The sequence below is a fragment of the Stenotrophomonas sp. 05L413 genome (assembly GCF_056397945.1).
The window spans coordinates 145,806-169,612 of sequence record NZ_JBFTOL010000004.1; the positions used below are offsets into that span (position 1 = coordinate 145,806).

The 23,807-nt window shown below is 66.6% G+C and carries 23 protein-coding genes; 15 read left to right on the top strand and 8 right to left on the bottom strand.

The features are described 5' to 3' along the window. Positions 1–50 precede the first annotated feature (50 nt). On the top strand, positions 51–848 hold the full coding sequence (locus AC1DIQ_RS09925; protein WP_121040826.1) for a TatD family hydrolase: 798 nt from the start codon (positions 51–53) through the stop codon (positions 846–848). 22 nt (positions 849–870) lie between these two features. Here AC1DIQ_RS09925 and AC1DIQ_RS09930 read toward each other — a convergent pair whose 3' ends face one another. From AC1DIQ_RS09930 to AC1DIQ_RS09945, 4 genes are read right to left on the bottom strand one after another with little or no spacing between them, the layout of a single operon-like run. Beyond that, entirely contained in the window at positions 871–1,767 is an 897-nt protein-coding gene (locus AC1DIQ_RS09930) for a Rossmann-fold NAD(P)-binding domain-containing protein (protein WP_282258025.1), read from the bottom strand. 5 nt (positions 1,768–1,772) lie between these two features. Continuing rightward, complete coding sequence (gene panE, locus AC1DIQ_RS09935) at positions 1,773–2,711, bottom strand: 2-dehydropantoate 2-reductase (RefSeq protein WP_282258023.1); 939 nt, start codon at positions 2,709–2,711, stop codon at positions 1,773–1,775. Continuing rightward, positions 2,711–3,511 (bottom strand): ABC transporter permease, encoded by an 801-nt coding sequence (locus AC1DIQ_RS09940; RefSeq protein WP_123729863.1) that lies wholly within the window; start codon positions 3,509–3,511, stop codon positions 2,711–2,713. Before AC1DIQ_RS09940 ends, panE begins: the two co-directional genes overlap by 1 nt. Continuing rightward, positions 3,508–4,467: an ABC transporter ATP-binding protein gene (locus tag AC1DIQ_RS09945; protein WP_121040818.1), complete on the bottom strand. Its 960-nt coding sequence runs from the start codon at positions 4,465–4,467 to the stop codon at positions 3,508–3,510. Before AC1DIQ_RS09945 ends, AC1DIQ_RS09940 begins: the two co-directional genes overlap by 4 nt. Before the next feature lie 104 nt (positions 4,468–4,571). Here AC1DIQ_RS09945 and AC1DIQ_RS09950 point away from each other — a divergent pair, with 104 nt between their 5' ends. From AC1DIQ_RS09950 to AC1DIQ_RS09970, 5 genes are all read left to right on the top strand, one after another. Further along, positions 4,572–5,321: a ferredoxin--NADP reductase gene (locus tag AC1DIQ_RS09950; protein ID WP_121040816.1), complete on the top strand. Its 750-nt coding sequence runs from the start codon at positions 4,572–4,574 to the stop codon at positions 5,319–5,321. A 96-nt stretch (positions 5,322–5,417) separates the two neighbouring features. Further along, positions 5,418–6,587, top strand: a complete 1,170-nt coding sequence (locus AC1DIQ_RS09955) for a GGDEF domain-containing protein (protein ID WP_121040814.1) — start codon at positions 5,418–5,420, stop codon at positions 6,585–6,587. 131 nt (positions 6,588–6,718) lie between these two features. Further along, positions 6,719–8,227, top strand: a complete 1,509-nt coding sequence (locus AC1DIQ_RS09960; RefSeq protein WP_121040812.1) for an alpha/beta hydrolase — start codon at positions 6,719–6,721, stop codon at positions 8,225–8,227. 34 nt (positions 8,228–8,261) lie between these two features. Further along, positions 8,262–9,008 (top strand): ABC transporter ATP-binding protein, encoded by a 747-nt coding sequence (locus AC1DIQ_RS09965; RefSeq protein WP_121040810.1) that lies wholly within the window; start codon positions 8,262–8,264, stop codon positions 9,006–9,008. After that, positions 9,005–10,189: an ABC transporter permease gene (locus tag AC1DIQ_RS09970; protein WP_121040808.1), complete on the top strand. Its 1,185-nt coding sequence runs from the start codon at positions 9,005–9,007 to the stop codon at positions 10,187–10,189. The genes AC1DIQ_RS09965 and AC1DIQ_RS09970 overlap by 4 nt, the downstream gene beginning before the upstream one ends. 120 nt (positions 10,190–10,309) lie before the next feature. Here AC1DIQ_RS09970 and AC1DIQ_RS09975 read toward each other — a convergent pair whose 3' ends face one another. From AC1DIQ_RS09975 to AC1DIQ_RS09985, 3 genes are all read right to left on the bottom strand, one after another. Next, positions 10,310–11,005, bottom strand: a complete 696-nt coding sequence (locus AC1DIQ_RS09975; protein ID WP_478049955.1) for a transposase — start codon at positions 11,003–11,005, stop codon at positions 10,310–10,312. A gap of 190 nt (positions 11,006–11,195) precedes the next feature. Beyond that, on the bottom strand, positions 11,196–12,191 hold the full coding sequence (locus tag AC1DIQ_RS09980) for an energy transducer TonB (protein ID WP_121040804.1): 996 nt from the start codon (positions 12,189–12,191) through the stop codon (positions 11,196–11,198). Positions 12,192–12,378: 187 nt separating this feature from the next. Next, positions 12,379–12,990, bottom strand: a complete 612-nt coding sequence (locus AC1DIQ_RS09985) for a TIGR00645 family protein (RefSeq protein WP_121040802.1) — start codon at positions 12,988–12,990, stop codon at positions 12,379–12,381. A gap of 106 nt (positions 12,991–13,096) precedes the next feature. Here AC1DIQ_RS09985 and AC1DIQ_RS09990 point away from each other — a divergent pair, with 106 nt between their 5' ends. From AC1DIQ_RS09990 to AC1DIQ_RS10015, 6 genes are all read left to right on the top strand, one after another. Then, positions 13,097–13,786: a glutathione binding-like protein gene (locus AC1DIQ_RS09990; protein WP_121040800.1), complete on the top strand. Its 690-nt coding sequence runs from the start codon at positions 13,097–13,099 to the stop codon at positions 13,784–13,786. A 170-nt stretch (positions 13,787–13,956) separates the two neighbouring features. Further along, on the top strand, positions 13,957–16,185 hold the full coding sequence (locus AC1DIQ_RS09995) for a S9 family peptidase (protein ID WP_478049956.1): 2,229 nt from the start codon (positions 13,957–13,959) through the stop codon (positions 16,183–16,185). Between the two features lie 39 nt (positions 16,186–16,224). Further along, entirely contained in the window at positions 16,225–16,725 is a 501-nt protein-coding gene (locus AC1DIQ_RS10000) for a cytochrome c oxidase assembly factor Coa1 family protein (RefSeq protein WP_121040796.1), read from the top strand. Positions 16,726–16,872: 147 nt separating this feature from the next. Then, positions 16,873–18,147, top strand: coding sequence for a M12 family metallo-peptidase (locus tag AC1DIQ_RS10005; protein ID WP_152152152.1), 1,275 nt, complete (start codon positions 16,873–16,875; stop codon positions 18,145–18,147). A gap of 133 nt (positions 18,148–18,280) precedes the next feature. Then, a complete protein-coding gene (locus AC1DIQ_RS10010; protein WP_478049957.1) occupies positions 18,281–18,904 on the top strand; it encodes a hypothetical protein in 624 nt (207 codons plus the stop codon). Between the two features lie 31 nt (positions 18,905–18,935). Further along, positions 18,936–20,747 carry a DUF885 domain-containing protein gene (locus AC1DIQ_RS10015; RefSeq protein WP_193222774.1) on the top strand — a complete coding sequence of 604 codons (1,812 nt, stop codon included), beginning with the start codon at positions 18,936–18,938 and terminating at the stop codon, positions 20,745–20,747. A gap of 83 nt (positions 20,748–20,830) precedes the next feature. Here AC1DIQ_RS10015 and AC1DIQ_RS10020 read toward each other — a convergent pair whose 3' ends face one another. After that, positions 20,831–21,289, bottom strand: a complete 459-nt coding sequence (locus AC1DIQ_RS10020; protein ID WP_019185443.1) for a hypothetical protein — start codon at positions 21,287–21,289, stop codon at positions 20,831–20,833. 181 nt (positions 21,290–21,470) lie between these two features. On the opposite strand from AC1DIQ_RS10020, the gene AC1DIQ_RS10025 reads away from it, so the two are divergent. The 3 genes from AC1DIQ_RS10025 to hemB all read left to right on the top strand — a co-directional run bounded on the left by AC1DIQ_RS10025 (position 21,471) and on the right by hemB (position 23,777). Continuing rightward, entirely contained in the window at positions 21,471–21,719 is a 249-nt protein-coding gene (locus AC1DIQ_RS10025; protein ID WP_019185442.1) for a hypothetical protein, read from the top strand. Positions 21,720–21,842: 123 nt separating this feature from the next. Next, positions 21,843–22,760: a bestrophin family protein gene (locus AC1DIQ_RS10030; protein ID WP_478049958.1), complete on the top strand. Its 918-nt coding sequence runs from the start codon at positions 21,843–21,845 to the stop codon at positions 22,758–22,760. A gap of 27 nt (positions 22,761–22,787) precedes the next feature. Then, entirely contained in the window at positions 22,788–23,777 is a 990-nt protein-coding gene (gene hemB / locus AC1DIQ_RS10035; protein WP_478049959.1) for a porphobilinogen synthase, read from the top strand. Positions 23,778–23,807 lie beyond the last annotated feature (30 nt).

The window sequence follows — 23,807 nt, forward strand, 5'->3', positions numbered from 1 at the left end:
CCTGGACGGGGGCAGCTACAATGTGCGGGTTACCTGCCTCGTAGCTCCCCATGCAACTGATCGATATCGGCGCCAACCTCACCCACGATTCCTTTGATCGCGACCGCGACGCCGTGCTGGCGCGTGCGCGCGAGGCGGGGGTGGTGCAGATGGTGATCACCGGCGCCAGCCGCGAGCATTCGCCGATGGCGCTGGATCTGGCCCGCCAGCATCCGGGGTTCCTGTACGCGACCGCGGGCGTGCACCCACACCATGCGGTGGAATACACCGACGAATGCGACGCGGAAATGCGCGCGCTGCACGCCCATGCCGAGGTGGTGGCGGTAGGTGAGTGCGGGCTGGATTACTTCCGAGATTTCTCGCCGCGCCCGGCGCAGCACCGTGCCTTCGAGCGCCAACTGCAGCTCGCCGCCGAGAACGGCAAGCCGCTGTTCCTGCACCAGCGCGACGCCCATGCCGATTTCATGGCGCAGATGAAGAATTTCGACGGCAAGCTCGGCCCGGCGGTGGTGCATTGCTTCACCGGCGAGCGCCAGGAACTGTTCGATTATCTGGACCAGGACTGGTACATCGGCATCACCGGCTGGTTGTGCGATGAACGCCGCGGCGCGCACCTGCGCGAGCTGGTCAAGCACATCCCGGCCAACCGGCTGATGATCGAGACCGACGCACCGTACCTGCTGCCGCGCACGCTCAAGCCGCTGCCAAAGGACCGTCGCAACGAGCCGATGTTCCTGTCGCACATCGTTGAAGAGCTGGCCCGCGATCGTGGGGAAGACGTGGCGACAACGGCCGCCAATGCGACGGCGGCTACGCGCGCGTTCTTCCGCTTGCCTGGCGCGGCCTGAGAAGGTAGGTACCGGTCGTGGGCTACCGCAGCGCAGGGCGTCCGTCGCCGTGGGCCCACGCGTCGTCCAGCCCTTCGCGGTAGGTCGTGAAGCGTGGCTGCCACTGCAATGCGGCGCGCGTGACGCGGCCATCGATGCGCTTGTTGCTGGTGTAGAAGCGGCGCAGTGAGGCGGCCACCTCGGGTGCGTCCCACGCCTGCACGACGGGCAGCGGCAGCCCACTCAGCGCCGCCGCGTAGGCCACCACGTCCTGCGGCGGCGCCGGTTCGTCATCGCTGAGCAGATGGAGCGCATGGCCTTCGGCCTGCTGCATTGCCGCCAGCACCGCGCTGGTCAGATCCTCCACATGCAGCCGGTTGAATACCAGCCCCGGCCGCACGACATGCCTCGCCTTGCCCTGCGCCAGCTGGACCAGTGCATTGCGCCCGCGCCCGTACAGGCCCGGCAGCCGGAACACCGCCGAGGCGATGCCACGGGCCTGCGCGACGGCCTGCCACTGCTGTTCCGCGTGCAGGCGTTTCAAGGCGGTCTCATCGGTCGCATCGGCGGTGGATGTCTCGTTGACCCAGCCGCCAGCGCGGTCGGCATACACCGCAGTCGAGGAGAGATAGCCGACCCAGCGCAGGGCAGGGCTGTCACTCAGCGCATCAGTGAGCAGGCGCAAGGCCGGGTCGCCCTCCGCATCGGGTGGCACGGCGCAGACGATGGCCTCGGCCGTGCGGATTGCCTCGCACAGGCCCGCGCTGATCGGTTCGCCTGCCACCAGACGGTGGCGGAGCAGCCCATCCTCCGGCGCACTCGCCGGATCACGCACCGTGCCACTGCAGGCCACGCCATGCGCGTGCAGCAGCGCGGCCAGATGCCGGCCGCTGTAGCCCAGGCCCAGCACCAGCACGCGGGCGGGCAGCGCGGTAGGCATCGTGCTCAGGCGCTGCGCAGCTGCTGGTAGGCCTGCAGGTGCGCATAGGCCACCGCCAGCAGCGGCGCGGCCTGCCCGGCTGCGCGTGCACGCACCAGCATGTCGCCGACGATGTGCTCAGCCTCCACCTGCTGGCCGGCCTCCAGATCGCGCAGCATCGAGGCCTTCAAGGCAGAGTCGGCCTGGGTGGTCGCGGTCAGCGCGATCTCGCGTGCCTTGGCCGGGATCGGCTCGCCAGCCGCCTCGGCAACGGCCACGCATTCGTCGTAAAGGCCGCGCACGATCGCCGCACCGTCATCGGTGGCGACGATCGTGCCGACATCGGCGCGCATCAGGCACGTCGCCGCCGCCAGCGTGGTCAGGAAGGTGTACTTGATCCACTGCTCCTGCCCGATGGCATCGCTGGCGACGTGGTCCACGCCCGCCTGTACGCAGGCCGCCGCCAGCGCCAGCACGCGCGCGCTGCTGCCGGTGCCGTCGCGCTCGCCAAAGGTCAGCTTGGCCGCCGGTGCCAGATGCACCACCGCGCCATCGGCGGCCTTGGTCGCGCTGATGAAGCACAGCCCACCGAGCACCGCATCGCGGCCGAAGCGGGCGTCGAGATCGGCGTAATGGCGCAGCCCGTTGAGGATCGGCAGCACCGTGGTGCGCGGCCCGACCGCCGGGGCGATCGCATCGATCGAACTGGCCAGGTCGTAGGCCTTGCAGCTCAGGATCACCAGGTCGAACGGTTCAGCGCTCGCCAACGCGGGCAGCGCCTCGGCGGTGACGTGCTGGACCGGGAACGCCGCATCGCCCAGCGGGCTGCGCAGCACCAGCCCTGCCGCGTCCAGCTGCGCCGCCCGGGCCGGGCGCACCAGGAAGGTCACGTCCACGCCGGCCTGGGCCAGGCGACCACCGAAGTAACCACCGGTCCCACCGGCGCCGAGAATCAGGATGCGCATCAGCTGCGCATCCCCACACCACGCTTCAGCAGCCACAGCGCCAGCGCGGTCAATGCGACCACGAAGCCGATCATCAGCGCGTAGGCCACCCACAGCGGCACGTCGCTGGTGCCCAGCAGGCCGTAGCGGAATGCGTTGACCATGTAGAAGATCGGGTTGGCATGCGTGGCCGCCTCGGCCCACGTCGGCAGCAGCTTGACCGAATAGAACACGCCGCCCAGGTAGGTCAGCGGGGTCAGGATGAAGGTCGGCACGATCGCCACGTCATCGAACTTCTTGGCGTACACCGCGTTGATGAACCCGGCCAGCGAGAAGATCGTCGCGCCCAGCAGCACCGTGGTCAGCGTCACCAGCGGATGCGGGATGCGCACCGGGGTGAAGAACATGGCGATGATCAGCACGATCACGCCGACCATCATGCCGCGCAGCACAGCACCGGACACATAACCCCACAGGATCACCCAGTTCGGCATCGGGCTGACCAGCAGCTCTTCCACGTGGCGGCCGAACTTGGCGCCGAAGAACGAGGAGCTGATGTTGCCGTAGCTGTTCTGGATCACGCTCATCATCACCAGGCCCGGCACGATGAACTGCATGTAGCTGTAGCCGCCCATCTCGCCCACGCGCGAGCCGATCAGCCCGCCGAAGATCAGGAAGTACAGGGTCATGGTGATCGCCGGCGGCACCAGGGTCTGGCCCCAGATGCGCAGGATGCGCGCCACTTCACGGCGCACGATGGTCATCAGGGCGATGCGGTTGCGCTGGCCGTCGGTCAGGACCGGGGTCGGGGTGCTGCTCATGCCACGTTCTCCTGGTTGCCGGTGAGGCGCACGAACAGCTCCTCCAGGCGGTTGCTCTTGGTCCGCATCGAACGCACCCGGATGCCGGCGGCGTTCAAGGCGTCAAACACCCGGTTGAGGTCCATCGCGCGCGGCATGTCCACATCCAGCGTGTGGCTGTCGGTGGCGATCAGGATCGCGCCGTCGATCTCCGGCAGCTGGGCTGGCAGGCTGCCGTCGATGTCGAACAGGAAGCCTTCCACGTCCAGCTTGGCCAGCAGTTCGCGCATCGGGCCCTGGGTGACGATCTGGCCATGGTTGATGATGGCCAGGTTCCGGCACAGGTGCTCGGCTTCTTCCAGGTAGTGCGTGGTGAGGATGATCGTGGTGCCGGCGGCATTGATCTCCTTGAGCACGCGCCACATGTCGCGGCGGATCTCGATGTCCACGCCGGCGGTCGGCTCATCCAGGATCAGCAGGCGTGGGCGGGTCATCATCGCGCGGGCGATCATCAGCCGGCGCTTCATGCCGCCGGACAGGGTGCGGCTCATCACCTGCGCCTTCTCCCACAGGTGGGCGCGCTTGAGCTCTTCCTCGGCCATCTTCTCGGCCTCGGCACGCGCCACGCCATAGAAGCCGGCGTAGTTGACCAGGATGTCGAAGGGCTTTTCAAACAGGTTGAAGTTGATCTCCTGGGGGACCAGGCCGATCAGGCGCATGGTGGCGCTGCGGTTGCGCACCAGGTCGCTGCCGAATACCTCGACCTGGCCTTCGCTGAGGTTCACCAGCGAGCTGATGATGCCGATCAGGGTCGACTTGCCGGCGCCGTTGGGGCCCAGCAGGGCGAAGAAGTCGCCCGGGGCCACGTCCAGGGAGACGCCCTTCAGCGCCTGGGTGCCGTTGTCATAGGTTTTGCGGAGGTCACGCACCCGCAGGGCGGGCGCGGCGGTGGGCGCGGGAGTGTTCTGGGAAGCCAAGCTCTTGCCTTCGCGCCTAAGGGCTGGCGCTGGATAGGGGCGGGGAGCGGCTATTATAGAAGACCCCGAGGGCTCGCCCCGGCTACACACTGTCCCGAAACGTCGTGCCTGCCCAATTCCCCCTCAAACTGGTCGACCGGCGCATGCTGGCGCCCACCATCGGCCATTACCAGTTCCTGCGTGATGACGGCCAGCCGCTGGATTTCCAGCCCGGCCAGTTCATCCAGGTCCATTTCGAGTACGCCGACGGCACTGCCACCAAGCGCAGTTACTCGCTGGCGACCATTCATGATCATGCGCTCGGCGCGGGCGATGCGGTCGATATCGCGGTCAGTTTCGTCCCCGGCGGCGCCGCCACGGCCCTGTTCGAGGGCCTGGACATCGGGGGTCACGTCAGCGCCAGCGGCCCGTTCGGCCGGTTCTGCCTGCAGCCGGGCGACCACAACGCCCGCTACCTGCTGATCGCCACCGGAACCGGGGTCACCCCGTACCGGTCGATGCTGCCGCTGCTGGCGACCGCCATGGCCGAGCGCGGGGTCGAGGTGGTCCTGCTACAGGGCGCCAGAACGCCGGCCGAACTGCTCTACAGCGAGGACTTCTATGCCTTCGCGGCTGCCCATCCGGGCTTCCGCTACGTGCCGTGCCTGTCCCGCGAGCTGCCGGAGAACCCTCATCCGGACGTGCGCCACGGCTACGTGCAGCAGCATCTGGCCGAATTCGCCCCGAACCCGGCCACCGATATCGCCTATCTGTGCGGCAACCCGGACATGGTCGATGCGACGTTCGAGGTTCTGAAGGCTGCCGGCCTGCCCACGCCGCAGGTGCGGCGCGAGAAGTACGTCAGCAGTAAGTAGTCCCCGGCAGCCGTGCCTCAGGGCAGGGCCGCCAGCGGCATCGGCGCGCGGCGGGCGGTAAGATGCGCCGCGCGCCGCTTCCGCCTGGCTGACCCGATGCCCCTGGATTTCCCCACCATCGCCGTGCTCGGCTTCCTGCTGTGCCTGGGCATCGCCATGGGCTTTTCACTGCTGCTGCTGGTACTGCGGCGGCAACCGGCACTGCGGCTGTGGACGGCCAGCCTGTGGATGCTGTCGGTCAGCCTGACGCTGGTGGCGCTGCGGCCCTATCTGCCGCAGGTTGCGGGCATCCTCGTCGGCAATGTCGCCGTCGCGCTGTCCGGTGTCCTCATGCTGTATGGCGTGGCGCGCCATCTGGGCCGCCGGCTGCCCGGGTGGCAGCCGCTGGCATTGGCCACCACGTATCTCGGCGCCATCGCCTTTTTCCTGGTGGTCCATCCCAGCCTGGTCATCCGGCTGAATGTGTTCAGTGTATTCGCGGTGCTGCTCAACGCCTGGATGGCGTGGTTGCTGCTGCGCCACGCGCCGCCTGCCCAGCGCACCAGCTGCCGGCTGGCAGCGGCGGTGTTCGCCGCGCAGGCCCTGTTGTACCTGGTACGCCTGTTCCTGCCGGTGGCGCCAGATGCGGGCGAGGACATCATGCGCGCCGGTTCGCCGGTATTCGCCACGTATCTGGCCGGCCTGATTCTGGAGCTGGCGCGTTGTTTCGCCCTGGTGCTGCTGCTGGTGGAACGGATGCTGGTCGATCTGCAGCGGCTGGCGCGCACCGACGTATTGACCGGCCTGCTCAACCGCGGTGCCGTGCTCGCTGATGGCGCGAACCTGTTGCAGGTGGTGCGCCGCACGCCGCGACCGCTGGCCCTGCTGCTGCTGGACGTGGACCACTTCAAGCAGATCAACGACCGCTGGGGGCATCTGGCCGGCGATGCGGTGCTACGGCATGTGGCCGACGTGCTGGCCGGCTGCGTGGCCGACCGCGAGCACCTGCTCGGGCGCTATGGCGGTGAGGAGTTTGTTGTGGTGTTGCCCGGAGCCGATGCCGCGCAGGCACTGCAGTGTGCGGATCGGATCCGGCGTTCGCTGCGCGAATCACCGGCCCGCGTGGAGAGCCTGCTGGTGCCGGTCACGGCCAGCATCGGCCTCGCCATCGATGCGGGCCGTGACGACATCGCACGCCTGCTCGGCGACGCCGATACCGCGTTGTACCGTGCCAAAGCCGAGGGCCGCGACCGCACCATCAGCGCAGCGGCGATCCTGGTGGACTGACGCCGCTCGGCGGGTCCACAGGAAGATCTTCGTGCACCGGGCGCAACGGCGGCCTCAACGCGTGTAGTCACATCCGCGCCGCCCGGTCGTCATGGCATGCTGAGACCCTTCACTCCAGGACGAGATCGACCATGCGACTTCCCTGCCGTCCCCTGGCCAGCGCAGCAGTCCTGCTGCTGGCTGCCTGCCAGGCTGCCCCGGAGGCGACGCCCAAGGCGGCGGAGCGCCTCTACGGGACGCTCGCATTCCAGCCCTGCACCCTGACCAGCGCACAGGCCAGCGCGAATGTCGAAGCCCAATGCACCACGCTGCAGGTGCCGGAGAACCCGGCGGCACCGGACGGTCGCAGGATCGGCTTGAACATCGCCTGGCTGGGCGCCGGCAACGATGGCGCGGGCAACGGCGACCCCGTCTTCTTCGTCGCCGGTGGCCCGGGCCAGGCCGCGACGGAGGTTGCCGCACCGGTCAACATGGCACTGCGCGACGTGCGCAAGCAGCGCGACATCTTCCTGATCGATCAGCGCGGTACCGGCAAGTCCAATCCGCTGAGCTGCCTGGACGCACAGGGCAAGGAACTGCCGCTGGACGAGAATGCGGCGCCGAGCAGCACGCTGATCGAGGACTACGCCCGCCAGTGCGCGCAGTCGCTGACCGGCCGCGCCGACACCCGCTTCTACACCACCACCGAGGCCGTTGGTGATCTGGATGCGGTGCGCAAGGCGCTGGGCGTGGACAAGGTCAACCTGGTCGGTGGCTCCTACGGCACCCGCGTGGCACAGCAGTACGCCGCGCGCTACCCGCAGCACACCCGCACGGTGGTGATCGACGGTGTGGTGCCGAACGATCTGGTGGTTGGCGGTGACTTCGCCAACACCTTCGAAGATGCGATCAGCCTGCAGTCGGCGCAGTGCCGCCAGGATCCGATCTGCGCCAAGCGCTTCCCGGTGGATACCCGCACGCAGCTGCGCAACGTCATGGCGACCCTGGCCAAGGCCCCGGTCGAGGTCGAGTACCGCAACCCGGGCACCGGTCAGGCAGAGCATGGCGTACTGACCGCCGACTCGGTCACCGCCCTGGCCTTCATGTTCTCGTACATGCCCGAGCTGTCCTCGCTGCTGCCGGTCATGCTGGATGAAGCTGCCCAAGGACGATATGCACCGCTGATGTCGCTGAGCAAGATGGCCAGCCGCACCCTCGGCGTGCAGATGAACCGAGGCATGCAGTGGTCGGTGCTGTGCGCCGAAGATGCCGATCGCTATCAGGAAGGCGCGCAGGGCGACCGCGTGCTGGGCCCGGAAGTGGCGCGCATGTTCTTCGCCGCGTGCCCGGCCTGGAACGCCGGTTCGCGACCAAAGGATTTCACCGCGCCGTTCGCCTCGACGCTGCCGGTGCTGCTGCTGTCGGGCCAGTTCGATCCGGTCACACCGCCGCGCTACGCCGAGCAGGTGGTCAAGCAGCTGCCCAACGGCCGTCACCTGCTCGCCAAGGGGCAGGGCCACGGCACGATCAACGCCGGCTGCATGCCGCGCATCCTCGGGCAGTTCATCGACACGGCCGACGCCAAATCCCTCGACGCCACCTGCCTGGATACCCTCAGCCCGGTGCCCGCCTTCACCTCGTTCAACGGGTGGGCCCCATGAACCGTACTTCGTACCGCACCTGGGAGGTGCGCGCATGATCGTCGCCGAGAATCTGCATAAAGCGTTCAAGACCAAGACCGGCCTGATCCAGGCCGTCCAGAACGTGGGCTTCCAGGCCGATGATGGCCGCATCACCGGCTTGCTCGGCCCCAATGGTGCCGGCAAGACCACCACCATGCGCATGCTGTACACGTTGATGAAGCCCGATCAGGGGCGCGTGCTGGTGGATGGCATCGACGCAGCGGTGGACCCGGTCGCGGTGCGTCGTCAGTTGGCGGTCCTGCCGGACGCGCGCGGGGTGTACAAGCGCCTGACCGCGCGCGAGAACATCGCCTACTTCGGCCAGCTGCACGGCCTGAGCGCGGCGCGGATCCGTGAGCGCACCAAGGTGTTGGCCACGGCGCTGGAGATGGATGACATCCTCGACCGTCAGACCGAAGGTTTCTCGCAGGGCCAGCGCACCAAGACCGCGATCGCCCGCGCGCTGGTGCACGACCCGCGCAATGTGATCCTGGATGAGCCCACGAACGGGCTGGACGTGATGACCACGCGCGCGCTGCGCGGGTTCCTGCGGGGACTGCGCGACGAAGGCCGCTGCGTGATCTTCTCCAGCCACATCATGCAGGAGGTGGCTGCGCTGTGCGACCACGTGGTGATCATCGCGCAGGGCACGGTGATGGCCGCCGGCAGCGCCGATGAGCTGCGCGCACAGACCGGGGAAAGCAACCTGGAAGATGCCTTCGTCAAGGCGATCGGTACCGAAGAAGGATTGCACGCATGAGTTCGTTCGCCACGCTGTTGACCGTGATGCGCAAGGAACTGCGCGATCTCTCCCGTGACCGTCGCACGCTCGCGCTGACGCTGCTGCTGGGGCCGCTGTTGTACCCGGTACTGATCCTGGGCATGAGCAAACTGGCCGAAAGCCGGGTCAAGACGCAGATCGAGCAGCCGCTGGAAATTCCGATGATCGGCGGCGAGCATGCCCCCAATCTGGTGCGTTTCCTGGCATCGCAGGGTCTGAATGCGACCGAGGCACCGAAAGACCTCACCGAGGCGATCCGCAGCCAGCGCATTGATGTGGCGCTGCGCATCAGCCCGGACTTCGGCAAGGACTGGGCCGACGGCCGCCCGGCGCTGGTGGAGATCATCAAGGACAGTACGCGCCGCGCCGCCGATATTCCCAGCAGTCGCCTGGAGGCGGCACTGGGCGGCTACAGCCAGCAGGTCGGTGCGCTGCGCCTGCTGGCCCGCGGCATCGATGCGCAGGTGGCGCGACCGCTGGACGTTGCCGCACAGGATCTGGCCACCGCCGAAGCCAAGCGCGGGATGATGCTGTCGGTGCTGTTGCCGATCCTGCTGACCATCACCTCGTTCCTGGGCGGCGCCTACCTGGTGATGGATACCACGGCCGGCGAACGTGAGCGGCAATCGCTGGAGCCGCTGCTCGCCACCCCGGCACCGCGCAGTGCGATCGTCAGCGGCAAGATCGCTGCGGCCTGCGCGGTCGGTGTGGCGTCGCTGTTGCTGACCCTGGCGGCCTTCAAGATCAGTGCGCAGCTCTCCTCCGGCGGGGTAGGCCGGCAGCTCAACATGGGCTTCCTGCCGATGCTGCAGATGCTGCTGATCATGCTGCCGATGCTGTTCATCGGCACGTCGCTGCTGACCTTCCTCTCGGCCGCCGCCAAAAGCATGAAAGAAGCCCAGAGCCACATGACCTGGCTGATGCTGCTGCCGATGCTGCCGGGGTATGCGCTGATGGTGTACCCGATCAAGAGTGAGCTGTGGCAGTTCGCGGTGCCGTTCCTGGCGCAGAACCAGATGCTGCTCAAGATCATCCGCCACGAAGCGATCAGCCCGCAGATGTGGGCGGTCTACCTCGGCGCGGGCTTCGGTCTGGCGGCGCTGTTCTGGTATGCCGCAGTGCGTCGCTACCACCAGGAGCGGTTGGCGATTTCGGGTTGATCGACGAAGGGCTCCGAAAGGAGCCCTTCTTCTCAACGGGGACGGAGGTAATTAATAACAGGGACGGAGGTAGTTAATTCGGGGGTGTCAGGTGGTACCAGGACGCTGACCGATAGTCTGCTAGTCGCCCGTCTCCTTGACCGGTCTTCCCGCAGGCCTGCAGACCACGGACCTCTGCAATGCCCGTCCCACCATGTCTTGGAAGCGCGGGCTGCCCAACGCGCGCTCCTGCGCGACGTAGATCACGATCCGCTCTCGTTCGTCTGGTTGAATGCTGGCCCGCAGCCATTCGCTGTATGCATTCGCACGCGCTTCCGGCGTCGGGCCCAGGAGGGTGTAACAGGGATGTGGTGTCAGCATCGGGTTGTGCTCAAGGCCGAGGTACACCCGAACGCTGGACCATCGATATTCCTCTGGAAACGCCACCATCGCGGCCCGTACCGGATTCAGCTCGATGTATCGATGCACCATCAACAGGTAACCATCGGAATCCACCAGACAGGATTTGAACCGGCCCTCCAGCAACGTACCGCTCCGCACATGTCGCTTGTTGAAGTACTGCACATAGTTCTGCCCACACTGCCGCATGGCGGGGGCCAGCCCCTCCACTGTAGACGGTGTGATCAGAAGATGGACGTGATTGCCCATCAGCACGAACGCGTGAATGGCAACCGCCTGCTTGCGGCAGGCATTGCGCAACAGGCGCAGGTAGTGACGCCGGTCTTCATCGTCGATGAACAGTGCAGCGCGATTGACCCCACGTTGTATGACGTGAAGCGGAATGCCGGGGAGAACCAAGCGAGCGGAACGGGGCATGGTCGGCACCGTTGATGGCGAACCGTTACCTTGCAGACCCACGCAGGGAAAAGAGCTAGGCCTGTGGTGCACGCAGCCGTAAGAGAAGCGCGCTTAACTACCTCCGTCCCCGTTATTAACCACCTCCGTCCCCGTTAAAGAAAAGGCCCGGATCGCTCCGGGCCTTTCGTCATCCAACGTGACGCCGCGATCAGCCGCCTTCCGGCGCGAAGGCAAGCGTACGGCGCGTCGTGACTGGTGCACCGACCGGTTCGAACTTCCAGCGCTTGACCGCATTGAGCGCTTCGCGATCGAACACGCGGGCCGGGGTGGCGCGCAGCACGCGAGCGGCGGTCACCGAGCCGTCGGTGCCGACCGTGAGTTCGACCAGTACTTCGCCGGAGATGCCCGAGCGCAGGGCGTCGGCCGGGTAGCGCGGGGCGGGCGTGCTGACTGGGCGCAGGCTGGGTGCGGCGGCGGCCTGGCGGGTCGCCGCCGCCTGCTGGGCGGCCGCCTGCTGCTGGCGCTGTTCGGCCTCGCGACGGGCGGTGGCCTGGCGCTCGGCATCCTGCGTATCACGGCGCGCGGCTTCCTGCTGCGCGGCGATCTGCCGTGCGGCCTCGGCTTCGGTGGTCTGCTGCTGGGCCAGCTTCTGCTGTTCCACCAGCTGCTTGGCGCGGGTCTCGGCGTCCTTCTTGACCTTGTCGGTCTCTTCCTGGGTTCGCTTGAGCGCGGTCTGCATGCTGCCGCTGATGCCCTGCTTCAGGCGCGGCAACGCCGGGGCGGTCGGGTCCACTTTTTCGATCAGCGCGACCAGCCGCTGGGTCTCGGCGAAGTCCTCGCGGCCCAGGTTCTGCTCGGCGGCGATCAGGGTGTAGGGCAGCAGATCGGTCAGCGCGCTCTTGACCGAGGCGTCATCCGGCGTCTTGTCGCGCAGCGCCAGGTAATACTCGATGGCATTGTCGCCGGCCGGGGCGTACATGCGGTTCTCGCGCAGCGCCTTGCTGGCCAGCTCGCGCAGTTCCTCGGTGCCCATCGACTGGACCTTGGCCGACACCGCCGGTGCGGCCGGGGCAGCAGTGGGGGCCACAGGGGCCGCCGGCGTCGCCGGTACGGTCTCGTCCTTGCCCGAGCAGGCGGACAGGGCCACCAGCAGGATCATCGGCGCGAACAGCCGCGCCGGGCCATGAGTCTTGACGTGCGACATCCAACTCCCCTTTGAAGACGACGATACGTAGAGCCTGATGCGGTCAGGCCGACCGAAGGCCATGGACGTTTCCCGACGTCCACGGCGGACCCGCAGGTGTGCAATCTAGCATCACCCCGCCCGGCCCGGGGGCCAGGCGTCCAGGGCAGGGGGCATCCTCACCGATGCCGCCGCTGCCGTGCAAGCCTCAGTGAGACAGTGCCTTGCTTGGCGTGCCGCTCATCAGCTTGTCGGTGTAGGCGATGCCGATCGCCGAGAGGATGAAGGCGCCATGGATGATGGTCTGCCACATCACACCGTCGGAGGTCATCGTGGAGCACTTGATGACATCGCCCACGGCGGCGACGGCCTTCAGGTACGCCTCGCTGTTGCAGGCGGGCAGGGCGCCCAGGTTGCCGGCACCAATGAAGGTCTTGAGCAGGTGGATCGAGGAGATGCCGATGATCGACAGCGCCAGCTTTACCTTCAACACGCTGGCGTTGACGTGGCTCAGCCACTCCGGCTGGTCCGGATGACCTTCCAGGCGCAGACGCGACACGAAGGTTTCATAACCCCCGACGATCACCATCACCAGCAGGTTGGAGATCATCACCACGTCGATCAGGCCCAGCACCAGCAGCATGATTTCCTGCTCGCCCATCTGGTTTGCCTGGTGCAGCAGGTGCCACAGTTCCTTGCCGAACAGGAACACATAGACGCCCTGGGCCAGGATCAGGCCGAGGTACAGGGGCACCTGCAGCCAGCGCGAGGCGAAGATGAGGGTGGACAGGGCGTTCGGGGATTTCGAGGTCGAGCTCATGCTGGAATGCTGCGTTGCGGGGACGGCGCAGCGTAACGGTCCGGCTTGACCCTGCCAAGCCGAGTGACGGACTAGACTCGGGATTCTCTCTTCGCGAGCCCTCGCCATGATCGATCTGTACTACTGGCCTACCCCCAATGGCCACAAAGTCACGCTGATGCTGGAGGAAACCGGGCTGCCGTACCGGATCCAGCCGGTGAACATCGGCGCCGGGGACCAGTTCACGCCTGCCTTCCTGGCGATCTCACCCAACAACAAGATGCCGGCGCTGGTCGACCACCCGCCCACCGACGGCGACGCCCCGCAAAGCGTGTTCGAGTCCGGCGCGATCCTGCTGTACCTGGCCGAGAAGACCGGCCGCTTCCTGCCGGCCGACACCCGCGGCCGCGTGGCGGTACTGGAATGGCTGTTCTGGCAGATGGCCGGGCTCGGCCCGATGAGCGGGCAGATGGGCCATTTCAACGTCTACGCGCCCGAAAAGATTCCCTATGCGATCGAGCGCTACAACAACGAAGTGCGTCGCCTGCACGGGGTGATGGACAAGCGCCTGGCGCAGAGTGCCTACCTCGGCGGCGATGACTACAGCATCGCCGATATGGCCAGCTATCCGTGGATCGGGGCCTACGACACGCTTCCGGTGGACTTTGACGCCTTCCCGAACCTCAAGCGCTGGCATGACGCGATCGCCGCCCGACCGGCCACCCAGCGCGCGTATGCCCTGCGCGAGCAGGTGAACCCGCAGGCCGGCAAGCCGCTCAGCGAGGAAGAGCGCAAGCACCTGTTCGGCCAACGCTGACGCATTGGTCGCCTGCCCGGTCATGCCGGCCGCTGGCCGGCTTTCCGGCACGCTTGGCGCGGCAGGATACCCGCCATCCCCGGCACGATCGGAGCGGTTTTGGTTAGGATGAAGCGTTCCCCGTGCCGTTTTCCTGGCCGGGGACTGCCCAGACGCTCCCGGAACCCTCCATGCGCCACCTGTTTGCTTCGCTCGCCCTGATGCTCGCCTCGACCTCGATCGCCCACGCTGAAAAACTGACCCTGGATGCCATCACCGGCCCGCTGCCGTTGTCCGGCCCGACCCTGATGAAACCCAAGGTGGCCCCGGATGGCTCGCAGGTCAGCTTCCTGCGCGGCAAGGATGCGGACCGCAACCAGCTGGACCTGTGGGCGTACGACATCGCCAGCGGCCAGGCCCATCTGCTGGTCGATTCCAAGGTGGTGCTGCCCGGCACGGAAACCCTGAGCGACGCTGAAAAGGCGCGCCGCGAGCGCCAGCGCATCGCCGCGATGACCGGCATCGTCGATTACCAGTGGTCGCCGGACGCCCGCACCCTGCTGTTCCCGCTCGGCGGCGAGCTGTACCTGTACGACCTGAGCAAGCAGGGCAAGGCCGCGGTGCGCCAGCTCACCCACGGCGAAGGCTTCGCTACCGATGCCAAGCTCTCGCCCAAGGGCGGCTTCGTCAGCTTCGTGCGCGCCCGCAACCTGTGGGTGATCGACCTGGCGAGCGGCCAGCAGCTCCAGCTCACCGGCGATGGCAGCGACACCATCGGCAATGGCGTGGCCGAGTTCGTCGCCGATGAGGAAATGGATCGCCACACCGGCTACTGGTGGGCGCCGGATGACTCGGCCATCGCCTTCGCCCGCATCGATGAGTCCCCGGTGCCGGTGCAGAAGCGCTACGAGATGTATGCCGACCGCACCGAGATGATCGAGCAGCGCTACCCGGCCGCCGGCGACCACAACGTCACCGTCAAACTGGCGGTGATCGCCCCGCGCCGCAACGCCCCGCCGCGCTGGATCGACCTCGGCCGCAACCCCGACATCTATCTGGCCCGCGTCGATTGGCGCGACCCGAAGCACCTGACCTTCCAGCGCCAGTCGCGCGATCAGAAGACGCTCGAACTGGTGCAGACCGAACTGGCCAGCGGCCAGCAGCGCACCCTGGTGACCGAAACGTCGCCGACCTGGGTACCGCTGCACAACAGCCTGCGCTTCCTCAAGCAGGGCGGTTTTGTGTGGTCGTCCGAGCGCAGTGGTTTCGAGCACCTGTACCGCATCTCCGATGACGGCAAGACCGTCACCGCGCTGACCGCCGGCAACTGGCCGGTGGACGAACTGCTGGCCGTGGACGAAGACGCCGGCAAGGTCTACTTCCGCGCCGGCGTGGACAGCCCGCGCGACAGCCAGCTGTACGCCGTGTCGCTGCAGGGTGGCGCGCCGCAGCGCCTGTCGCAGACCCCGGGCATGCATACCGCCAGCTTCGCGCGCAACGCCAGCGTCTACGTGGACAGCTGGTCCAACACCACCACGCCGCCGCAGATCGCGCTGCACCGTGCCAACGGCGAGAAGATCGCCACCCTGGTCGAGAACAATCTTGAAGACCCGGCACATCCCTACGCGCACTATCTCGATGCGCAGCGCCCGGTCGAGTTCGGCACCCTGACCGCCGCCGACGGCAAGACCGAGCTGCACTACAGCCTGATCAAGCCGACCGGTTTCGATCCGGCCAAGCGCTACCCGGTGGTGGTGTATGTCTACGGCGGCCCGGCCTCGCAGACGGTCACCAACAGCTGGCCCGGCCGTGGCGATCACCTGTTCAACCAGTACCTGGCCCAGCAGGGCTACGTGGTGTTCTCGCTGGACAACCGCGGCACCCCGCGTCGCGGCCGTGATTTCGGCGGTGCGCTGTACGGCGTGCAGGGCACGGTGGAAGTGGCCGACCAGCTGCGCGGCGTGGCCTGGCTGAAGCAGCAGGCTTGGGTCGATCCGGCGCGCATCGGCGTGCAGGGCTGGTCCAACGGCGGTTACATGACCCTGATGCTCCTGGCCAAGGCCTCCGACAGCTACGCCTGCGGCGTGGCCGGTGCACCGGTGACCGATTGGGGCCTGTACGACACCCACTACACCGAGCGCTACATGAACCTGCCGGGCAACAATCCCAAGGGCTATGAAGAAGCGCGCGTGCTGGCGCATATCGACGGCCTGCGCTCGCGCCTGCTGCTGATCCACGGCATGGCCGATGACAACGTGCTGTTCACCAACTCCACCGTGTTGATGAGCGCGTTGCAGAAGCGCGGCCAGCCGTTTGAACTGATGACCTATCCCGGTGCCAAGCACGGCCTGTCGGGCAGCAATGCGCTGCACCGCTACCGCCTGGCCGAGGATTTCCTGGGGCGCTGCTTGGCGCCCTGATCCGCCGTTCCTGCCACCGGCCTGACAAGGAGTTTGCCGATGACATTGCCGCCCGCACTTCCTGGTACCACCGTGTCCACCGGCTGGTGGCGACGCCACTGGCGCTGGGCCATGCCAGTGGCGGTGGTGGTCGGCATGGCGGCGGCAGCGGGCGCGGTGTGGTTCGCGCTGTCCCAGTGGGCGTACTGGAGCAAATCCAGCACGCCCTACCAGGAGGCCATGCGCCGCGCGCGCTGCAACGTCGAGCTGGTCGAAGCGCTGGGTGAGCCCCTGCGCGATGGCTACCTGCCGGCCGGCTCGATGCATTCCAATGGCCAGAGCCAGTTCGTGATCGGGGTGAGCGGTCCACAAGGGAAGGGCCGCCTGTTCCTCAATGCCAAGCGCAGTGGCGTGCACTGGGACTACCCGATGCTGTATGTGGTCACCGATGCCAACGACGCCATCGATCTGACCGCGCTGGATGATGCCGAGGCCGCCGAGCGCTGCGCGCTGGCCGAGTGCCGGGCCAAGGGCGAGTGCCCACCGTCGCTCCGTCTTTGAGGGGTGGCTTGGAAGCGTCAGCCTTTCGAATCCGAGATGACGGATGGTTTCGTTGATACCGTGATGCCGCGCGGCGTTCCGCGCACCTGCTGCCGTTAGCCTCGATGCACCTGCCCGGTCGGGCAACGCTGCAGGCGAGGTGGAGACGTGAAACGCATCCTGTGTGGTTGGTTGATCGCGGTGTGTGGCGTGTTGCTGGCGCCGACGACCTGGGCGGCGGTACCGTTCATCGAGGTGCCCGCCGACGGATGGGACCCTGGACCGGAGGCGCGCAAGCGCTACTCCAAGGGCATTTTCGACTGGGCCCGGCGGGTAGAGGTGCACCGTGCTGCGCTGGCGGCTGACCAGCTTCAGGTCGATCTGTTTGACGGCATTCTCGTCGTCAACCGTATGCGCGCTGCCAATAGTGAGACGGACATTACACCGCTCTATCAGGCCATCGGAACGGGACGGGAAGTCCATCGTGAAGCCACGTCGTCGCGGCACCTGTGGGTGGGTGAAGTGGTCGGTGGGCGTGGTGCAGGGGGCATGCCCCAGATTGTCCACGTCATCGAAATGGAAAATGGCGAGTTGATGACGAGCTTCACCCGAGGTCATCTTCGTTACCAACTGTTCGGGAACCTGTTGGTGCGCAGTGATCTGCGGAGGCTGCCGAACGAGGCACCCACGGTGCGCGACCCATATCCAGTGGATCCGCTCATTCTCGACCAAGTCACTCAGTCCGATGAGCGATCCACTATCCGGGTCGCCTTCGGCTATGGGAACAAATCACTGGCGGATGGGAGAGAGCAGATCTTTAGCATGATGCAAAGAGCTGTCGCACATGCAAATGAAGGATTTCGAGAGAGCGGAGTTCTCGTTGACCTGCAGCGGGCGGGAAATGCGCTCCCCGGATATGCCGAATCGACCGTGTTGCAGGCGCTGGACGATCTAGCGTTAGGCATCGAAGGGCCGCTCTGGCTCGTCCATAGAATGCGGCAGATGGAGAAAGCGGATCTCATCTTGATGATCGTCGATACAGACGACGCACCTACTGTTTGCGGCCAGGCACAGCGCTTGCTGGCAACGAAGGAGACGGCGTTTGCGGTGGTGGAGCGGAACTGCCTTGCAGACGAGAAGAACAGCCTTGCTCATGAAATTGGCCACTTGCTTGGCGCCGATCATGACCTGGCGCATGCCTCCGTCCATCCTCCGAAATTCGAATATGGCCACGGCTATCAGGCGCCGCTGAACACGCCTGATCGTTGGCGGACAGTGATGGCTTACGATTGCAGCGACCGCGAATGCGGTCGCATCAATCGATGGTCTTCGCCAAGCGGAAGTCACAATGGACTACCCGCCGGAACGGCGCGGCAACATCACAACGTTCGCGTGCTGAACGAGACGCGTGCCACGATTGCGGCCTTCTATCCAGACCCTTGATCATTGCCTACAGGCGAGAGAACTACGCAATGTGCCTAGCGTTAGCTAGTGAAATTCCATTCATCATGCCAGCGTTGAAACGTGGAAAGCCGGGTCGGGCAATGTCCGGCAATGCTCCAAGCGAGGTGGAGACGTGAAACGCATCCTGTGTGGTTGGTTGATCGCGCTTTGTGGTGTGTTGCTGGCGTCGACGACGTGGGCGGCGGTACCGTTCATCGAGGTGCCCGCCGATGGATGGGGCCCCGGGCCGGAGGCGCGCAAGCGCTACTCCACCGGAATGTACGACTGGGCACGGAGGGTCAAGGTGGACCGGACCGCACTGGCCTCCGATCGGATCCAGGTCGATCTGTTCGACGAGGTGCTCGTTATCGAACGTACGTCCCTCATCGCCACCGAGCCGGAGGATGTTCGTCTGTATGTGGCGGAAGGCAGCACACATGTTGTCCAGCGCTCGTCCACATCGCGGCGACTTTGGACAGGAACGATCATCGGGGTGCGCGGGCCTGGGGGAATACCGAGCACCGTGGACATCACCGAACTGGGCAACGGCGACTTCATGTCCAGTTTTTCACGGGGCCACGTGCTGTATCAGCTATTTGGGGATCTACTGTTGCGCATCGATCTGCGTCGGGTTCCCATGAGGCACCCACGGTGCGCGACCCATATCCTGTCGACCCGTTCATTCTCGACACCGCCGGCCAGCCTCCCGGCGGGGCATGACCTCCGGCCAATTGCCCCCGGCCCGCCAAGTGCGTAGGGTCGCAGGCATCCTGCCCTGGAGTTCCTGCATGAAGCCGCTTGTCTTCGCTGTCGCGTTGGCCCTGACCGTTCCCGCCGCGTTGTCGGCCCCGCCGGCCTTGGCCGCCCCGGCTGCCGCCAAGCCCGCCGCCTCGCCGGCCTGGGTCACCCGCAGCAACACGCTGGCGCAGATCCTGCTCGATGCGCAGGGCCCGTTCCAGCCGGAAGAGACCGGCTTCTTCGGCGTACCCGGCTATGACGACAAGGTGGCCGATTTCGGCCCCGACAACGGTGCTCGCTACCGCGCGGCGATGACCAAGGCCCGCGGTGAACTGCAGGCCAAGCTCGCCACCGAACGCGATCCCAACGTCCGCCAGGACCTGGCGATCATGATCGCCGCTGCCAACCAGAACATCGAAGGCAGCGAACTCAACGAGAAGTACCTGCTGCCGTGGAGCGACACCCCGCAGACGGTGTTCAGCGGCCTCAACCTGCTGCTGTCCGACCAGGTGCCCACCGAGCGCCGGGCCAAGGCGCTGGATCGCCTGAAGGCCTACGCCGGGCTTGCCCCGGGCACGCAGCCGGTGACCACGCTGTCGCGCCAGCGCTATGAAGAGCGCCTGGGCGACAAGACCCTGCTGCAGCCGACTAAGATCGAAGTGGAGCAGTCGCTGGCCAATGTGGACACCTACATCACCGGCATCGAGCAGCTGTTCGGCAAGTACAAGGTGGCCGGCGCCGAGCAGGCGCTGCAGACCATCGCCAGCCAGCTGCGCGAGTACCGCGATTGGACCCGCCGCGAGGTGCTGCCCAAGGCCCGCACCGATGCGCGTCTGCCCGAGCCGCTGTATGCGTACCAGCTCAAGCGCGTGGGCATCGACATCGCCCCGGCGCTGCTGATGCAGCGGGCCCAGCTGGAATTCATGGAAACCCGCTCGGCGATGCGCCAGCTGGCACCGCTGGTAGTGCAGGCCAAGGGCCTGAAGGTCACCGACAGCACCGACCCGGTGGCCGTGGTACGTGCGCTCAAGGGCGACAAGATTCCCGACGATCAGCTCGAGCACCACTACCGCGGCGTGATCGATGCGATCGACCCGATCATCCGCAAGGAAAAGATCGTCGATGTGCCGCAGCGCCCGATGCAGATGCGCCTGGGCTCGGCTGCCGAAAGCGCCGCCTCGCCGGCACCGCATTTCCTGCCGGCGCCGCTGGTCGGCAATACCGGGCAGCAGGGCACCTTCGTGTTGCCGCTGGGCAACCCGGCCGCTGGCGACAAGGCCGCGCAGTACGACGATTTCAACTTCGGCTCGGCCGCCTGGACGCTGAGCGCGCATGAAGGCCGCCCGGGCCACGAACTGCAGTTCACCGCGATGGTCGAGCGCGGCATCTCGCTGGCCCGCACGATGTTCGCCTTCAATTCGGTCAACGTGGAAGGCTGGGCGCTGTATGCCGAAGCGGAGATGGTGCCGTACGAGCCGCTGGACGGTCAGCTGATCGCGCTGCAGTTCCGCCTGCTGCGGGCCGCACGCGCGATGCTGGACCCGATGCTCAACCTGGGTCAGATCGACCGGGCCAACGCCGAGCGCGTGCTGATCGATGAGGTCGGCCTGTCCAAGGCGATGGCCACGCAGGAGCTGGACCGCTACATGGTGCGCATGCCCGGCCAGGCCGGCAGCTACTTCTACGGCTACACCCGGATTCTTGAGCTGCGCATGCAGACCGAGCTGGCGCTGGGCGATCGCTTCGACCGGCTGGCGTTCAACAACTTCCTGCTCGACCAGGGCCTGCTGCCGCCGGACCAGCTGGCCAAGGCCGTCAATGACGTCTTCGTGCCGAAGTACAAAAGCGCGGCCAAGCGCTGACGCGTTTGCGGTAGGCACCGACCGTTGGTCGGTGCGCTATCCCAGCAGCCACGACCAACGGTCGTGGTCTACCGCGGCCTTCGTTACCGCTGCGGCGTGATCGTCTGCGTCGGCAGGCGCGGCGCCGGCGGCGGATTCGGGACCCAGATGGCCACACCGGCCGCGCGCTTCTGCGTGGTCGGGATGCCGATGCCCACACCACCGCCCACGTGCGAGCCGTAGCTGCCCGCACCGACGGACATGCCGACTGGCGAGCCGCTGGAGCCCACGCCCATCAGGATCACGCCGTTGGCACCGAGGGCGGCGGCCTCACGCTTGAGCCGCATGACCGCGGCATCGGTCTGGCCCTGTGTGCCGAAACCGACCGCACTGGCCGATTCGAGCTGGGCGATTTCCTGTGACCCTGCCGGCGGCGTGGAATAAATCTGCACCGTGGCCGGATCGACCGGGGCACGCGCCTGGCCGAGCATGACCTTGGAGGTGCTGGCGCAGCCGGCGCTGAGCAGCGCCAGGCCCAGCAATGCAGCGCATCGGATGTTCATGGCGTTACCCCTGTGTGTCATGGCTGGGATGATCGGTGCTGGCGACTGAATCGGTCCCAACCCCTGCCAATGCACCCTAGCACCGCCCCGGTGAGGCCCCCGCCAACGGCGTCTCGCTGCCGCTTGCGCCTGCGCCGGGAACCGCTATGGTGGGCCACGCATTCACCTCAAGGAGCCGGGCATGGGATTGATCAGTCTGTTGTGGGGCATCGTCGCGCTGCTCTGGATGATTGTGGCCCTGATCCCGCTATTGGGCTGGGGCAACTGGTTCCTGATCCCGTTTGCCGCGGTGGGTGCGGTGATCGCCGCCATCGGCATCCTGTTCACCCACGCCAGCAAGCGCGGCCGGGCCTGGACCGGGCTGGTGCTCAACGGCATCGTGGTGGTGGTGGGGATCGTCCGGCTCGGGCTGGGTGGCGGCATCATCTGAGCCGTGCGGGTGCGACCGACCGTCGCAGCTCACGGCCGCCCGGTACCATCGGCGTAGAATGACCGGCTGCCGCATCCGGCTCTGCCGGCGGTCCACGCCCGTCCGGGCGCTCTCCCTGCACCGATGATCATTCGTCCTCGTCCCCACGGCTGGCAACTGCTCTACATCCTGCGCGGCTCCATCGTTCCGGCGGTGGCTCCGAAGGTCGTGGCGATCCTATTGCTGTCGGTCGCGGTCGCGGCCCTGGCCGAGCTGTGGCACCCGCCGGGCATCGAGCGCGTGTCGGTGGCACCGTTCACCCTGCTGGGCCTGGTGCTGTCGATCTTCCTCAGCTTCCGCAACAACGCCTGCTTCGAGCGCTGGTGGGAAGGCCGCAAGCTATGGGGCCAGCTGATTTATGAATCACGCAGCCTGGCCCGCCTGTGCCAGGCGCTGCTAGTCGACGATACGGCGCTGCGTGATCGCGTGTGCCGGCTGTGCATCGGTTTCGCGCATGCGCTGGCGGCCCGCCTGCGTGGCCGCGACATGGCGCTGGCGGCGCTGCCGTGGGTACCCGAGGCCGATCGCGCGCGGTTCGGCCAGCGCCTCAATGCACCGGATCAACTGTTGGCGATGATCGCTGCCGATCTCGCCCAGGCGCTGCGCGCCGGTCAGCTGGATTCGTACCTCTACACGCAGTTCGAAACACGCCTGCATGCGCTGTCCAGCATCCAGGCCGGTTGCGAGCGCATCCTGACCACGCCGCTGCCGTTCGCCTACACGCTGCTGCTGCACCGGTGCGCGTGGCTGTTCTGCGTGCTGCTGCCCTTCGGCCTGGCCAGTTCGCTGGGTTGGGCAACGCCGGTGGTCTCGGCCGTGCTGGCGTATGCGTTCTTCGGCCTGGACCAGCTCGGCGAGGAGATGGAAGAGCCGTTCGGGCTGGAATCCAACGACCTGCCGCTGGATGCGATGGTGCGCACCGTCGAAATCGATCTGCTCGACAGCCTGGGCGTCCAGCCGCTGCCCGAGCCCCTGCAACCGCGGCAGTACCTGCTGCAGTAATTCCTGCCTTCCGTTCCGGAGCTTCTCATGGCACATCCTGACTATCGCCCCCGCCGCATGCGTCACGACGAGTTCTCGCGTCGTTTGATGCGCGAGAACACGCTGACCACCGACGACCTGATCTATCCGGTGTTCGTGCACGAGCTGGCCGGCCGCGCGCCGGTGGCTTCGATGCCCGGCGTGGAGCGGCTGTCGATCGACGAGCTGTTGAACGTGGCGGAAGAAGCGCTGGAACTGGGCATCCCGGTGATCGACCTGTTCCCGGTGATCGATCCGGCCGGCAAGTCGCTCGATGCCGCCGCGGCGTGGGATGAGAATGGTCTGGCACAGCGCGCCATCCGCGCGTTGAAGTCGCGCTTCCCCGAGCTGGGCGTCATGACCGATGTCGCGCTGGATCCGTACACCACGCATGGTCAGGACGGCATCATTGATGACAAGGGTTACGTGCTCAACGACATCACGGTGGAGGCGCTGGTCAAGCAGTCGCTGTCGCACGCCGAAGCCGGCGTGGACATCATTTCCCCGTCGGACATGATGGATGGCCGCATCGGTGCGATCCGCCGTGCGCTGGATGCCGCCGGCCACGTCAACGTGCGGATCATGGCCTACTCGGCCAAGTACGCCTCGGCGTTCTACGGTCCGTTCCGCGACGCGGTCGGCAGCTCCACCGGCCTCGGCAAGGCGGACAAGAAGACCTACCAGATGGACCCGGCCAACGGCGACGAGGCCATGCGTGAGATCGCGCTGGACCTGGAAGAGGGTGCGGACATGGTGATGGTCAAGCCGGGCATGCCCTACCTGGACCTGGTGCGCCGGGTGAAGCAGCAGTTCGGCGTGCCGACCTTCGCCTATCAGGTCAGTGGCGAGTACGCGATGATGAAGGCCGCCTTCGCCAATGGCTGGCTGGACGAGCGGGCCTGCGTGATGGAATCGTTGATCGGCTTCAAGCGCGCCGGCGCCGATGGCGTGTTGACCTATTTCGCCCCGCAGGTGGCGCGTTGGCTGCGCGAACGCTGACAATACGCGCCCACCCCGATACAGGACGAG

Coding starts and splice junctions, on each gene's coding strand:
- AC1DIQ_RS09965 (WP_121040810.1), top strand. CDS start 8,262: ATGATCGTCGCCGAGAATCTGCATAAAGCGTTCAAGACCAAGACCGGC.
- AC1DIQ_RS09955 (WP_121040814.1), top strand. CDS start 5,418: ATGCCCCTGGATTTCCCCACCATCGCCGTGCTCGGCTTCCTGCTGTGC.
- AC1DIQ_RS09940 (WP_123729863.1), bottom strand. CDS start 3,511: ATGAGCAGCACCCCGACCCCGGTCCTGACCGACGGCCAGCGCAACCGC.
- AC1DIQ_RS10000 (WP_121040796.1), top strand. CDS start 16,225: ATGACATTGCCGCCCGCACTTCCTGGTACCACCGTGTCCACCGGCTGG.
- panE (WP_282258023.1), bottom strand. CDS start 2,711: ATGCGCATCCTGATTCTCGGCGCCGGTGGGACCGGTGGTTACTTCGGT.
- AC1DIQ_RS09930 (WP_282258025.1), bottom strand. CDS start 1,767: ATGCCTACCGCGCTGCCCGCCCGCGTGCTGGTGCTGGGCCTGGGCTAC.
- AC1DIQ_RS09985 (WP_121040802.1), bottom strand. CDS start 12,990: ATGAGCTCGACCTCGAAATCCCCGAACGCCCTGTCCACCCTCATCTTC.
- AC1DIQ_RS09975 (WP_478049955.1), bottom strand. CDS start 11,005: ATGCCCCGTTCCGCTCGCTTGGTTCTCCCCGGCATTCCGCTTCACGTC.
- AC1DIQ_RS10030 (WP_478049958.1), top strand. CDS start 21,843: ATGATCATTCGTCCTCGTCCCCACGGCTGGCAACTGCTCTACATCCTG.
- AC1DIQ_RS09990 (WP_121040800.1), top strand. CDS start 13,097: ATGATCGATCTGTACTACTGGCCTACCCCCAATGGCCACAAAGTCACG.
- AC1DIQ_RS09970 (WP_121040808.1), top strand. CDS start 9,005: ATGAGTTCGTTCGCCACGCTGTTGACCGTGATGCGCAAGGAACTGCGC.
- AC1DIQ_RS10025 (WP_019185442.1), top strand. CDS start 21,471: ATGGGATTGATCAGTCTGTTGTGGGGCATCGTCGCGCTGCTCTGGATG.
- AC1DIQ_RS09980 (WP_121040804.1), bottom strand. CDS start 12,191: ATGTCGCACGTCAAGACTCATGGCCCGGCGCGGCTGTTCGCGCCGATG.
- hemB (WP_478049959.1), top strand. CDS start 22,788: ATGGCACATCCTGACTATCGCCCCCGCCGCATGCGTCACGACGAGTTC.
- AC1DIQ_RS10015 (WP_193222774.1), top strand. CDS start 18,936: ATGAAGCCGCTTGTCTTCGCTGTCGCGTTGGCCCTGACCGTTCCCGCC.
- AC1DIQ_RS09995 (WP_478049956.1), top strand. CDS start 13,957: ATGCGCCACCTGTTTGCTTCGCTCGCCCTGATGCTCGCCTCGACCTCG.
- AC1DIQ_RS09960 (WP_121040812.1), top strand. CDS start 6,719: ATGCGACTTCCCTGCCGTCCCCTGGCCAGCGCAGCAGTCCTGCTGCTG.
- AC1DIQ_RS09925 (WP_121040826.1), top strand. CDS start 51: ATGCAACTGATCGATATCGGCGCCAACCTCACCCACGATTCCTTTGAT.
- AC1DIQ_RS10020 (WP_019185443.1), bottom strand. CDS start 21,289: ATGAACATCCGATGCGCTGCATTGCTGGGCCTGGCGCTGCTCAGCGCC.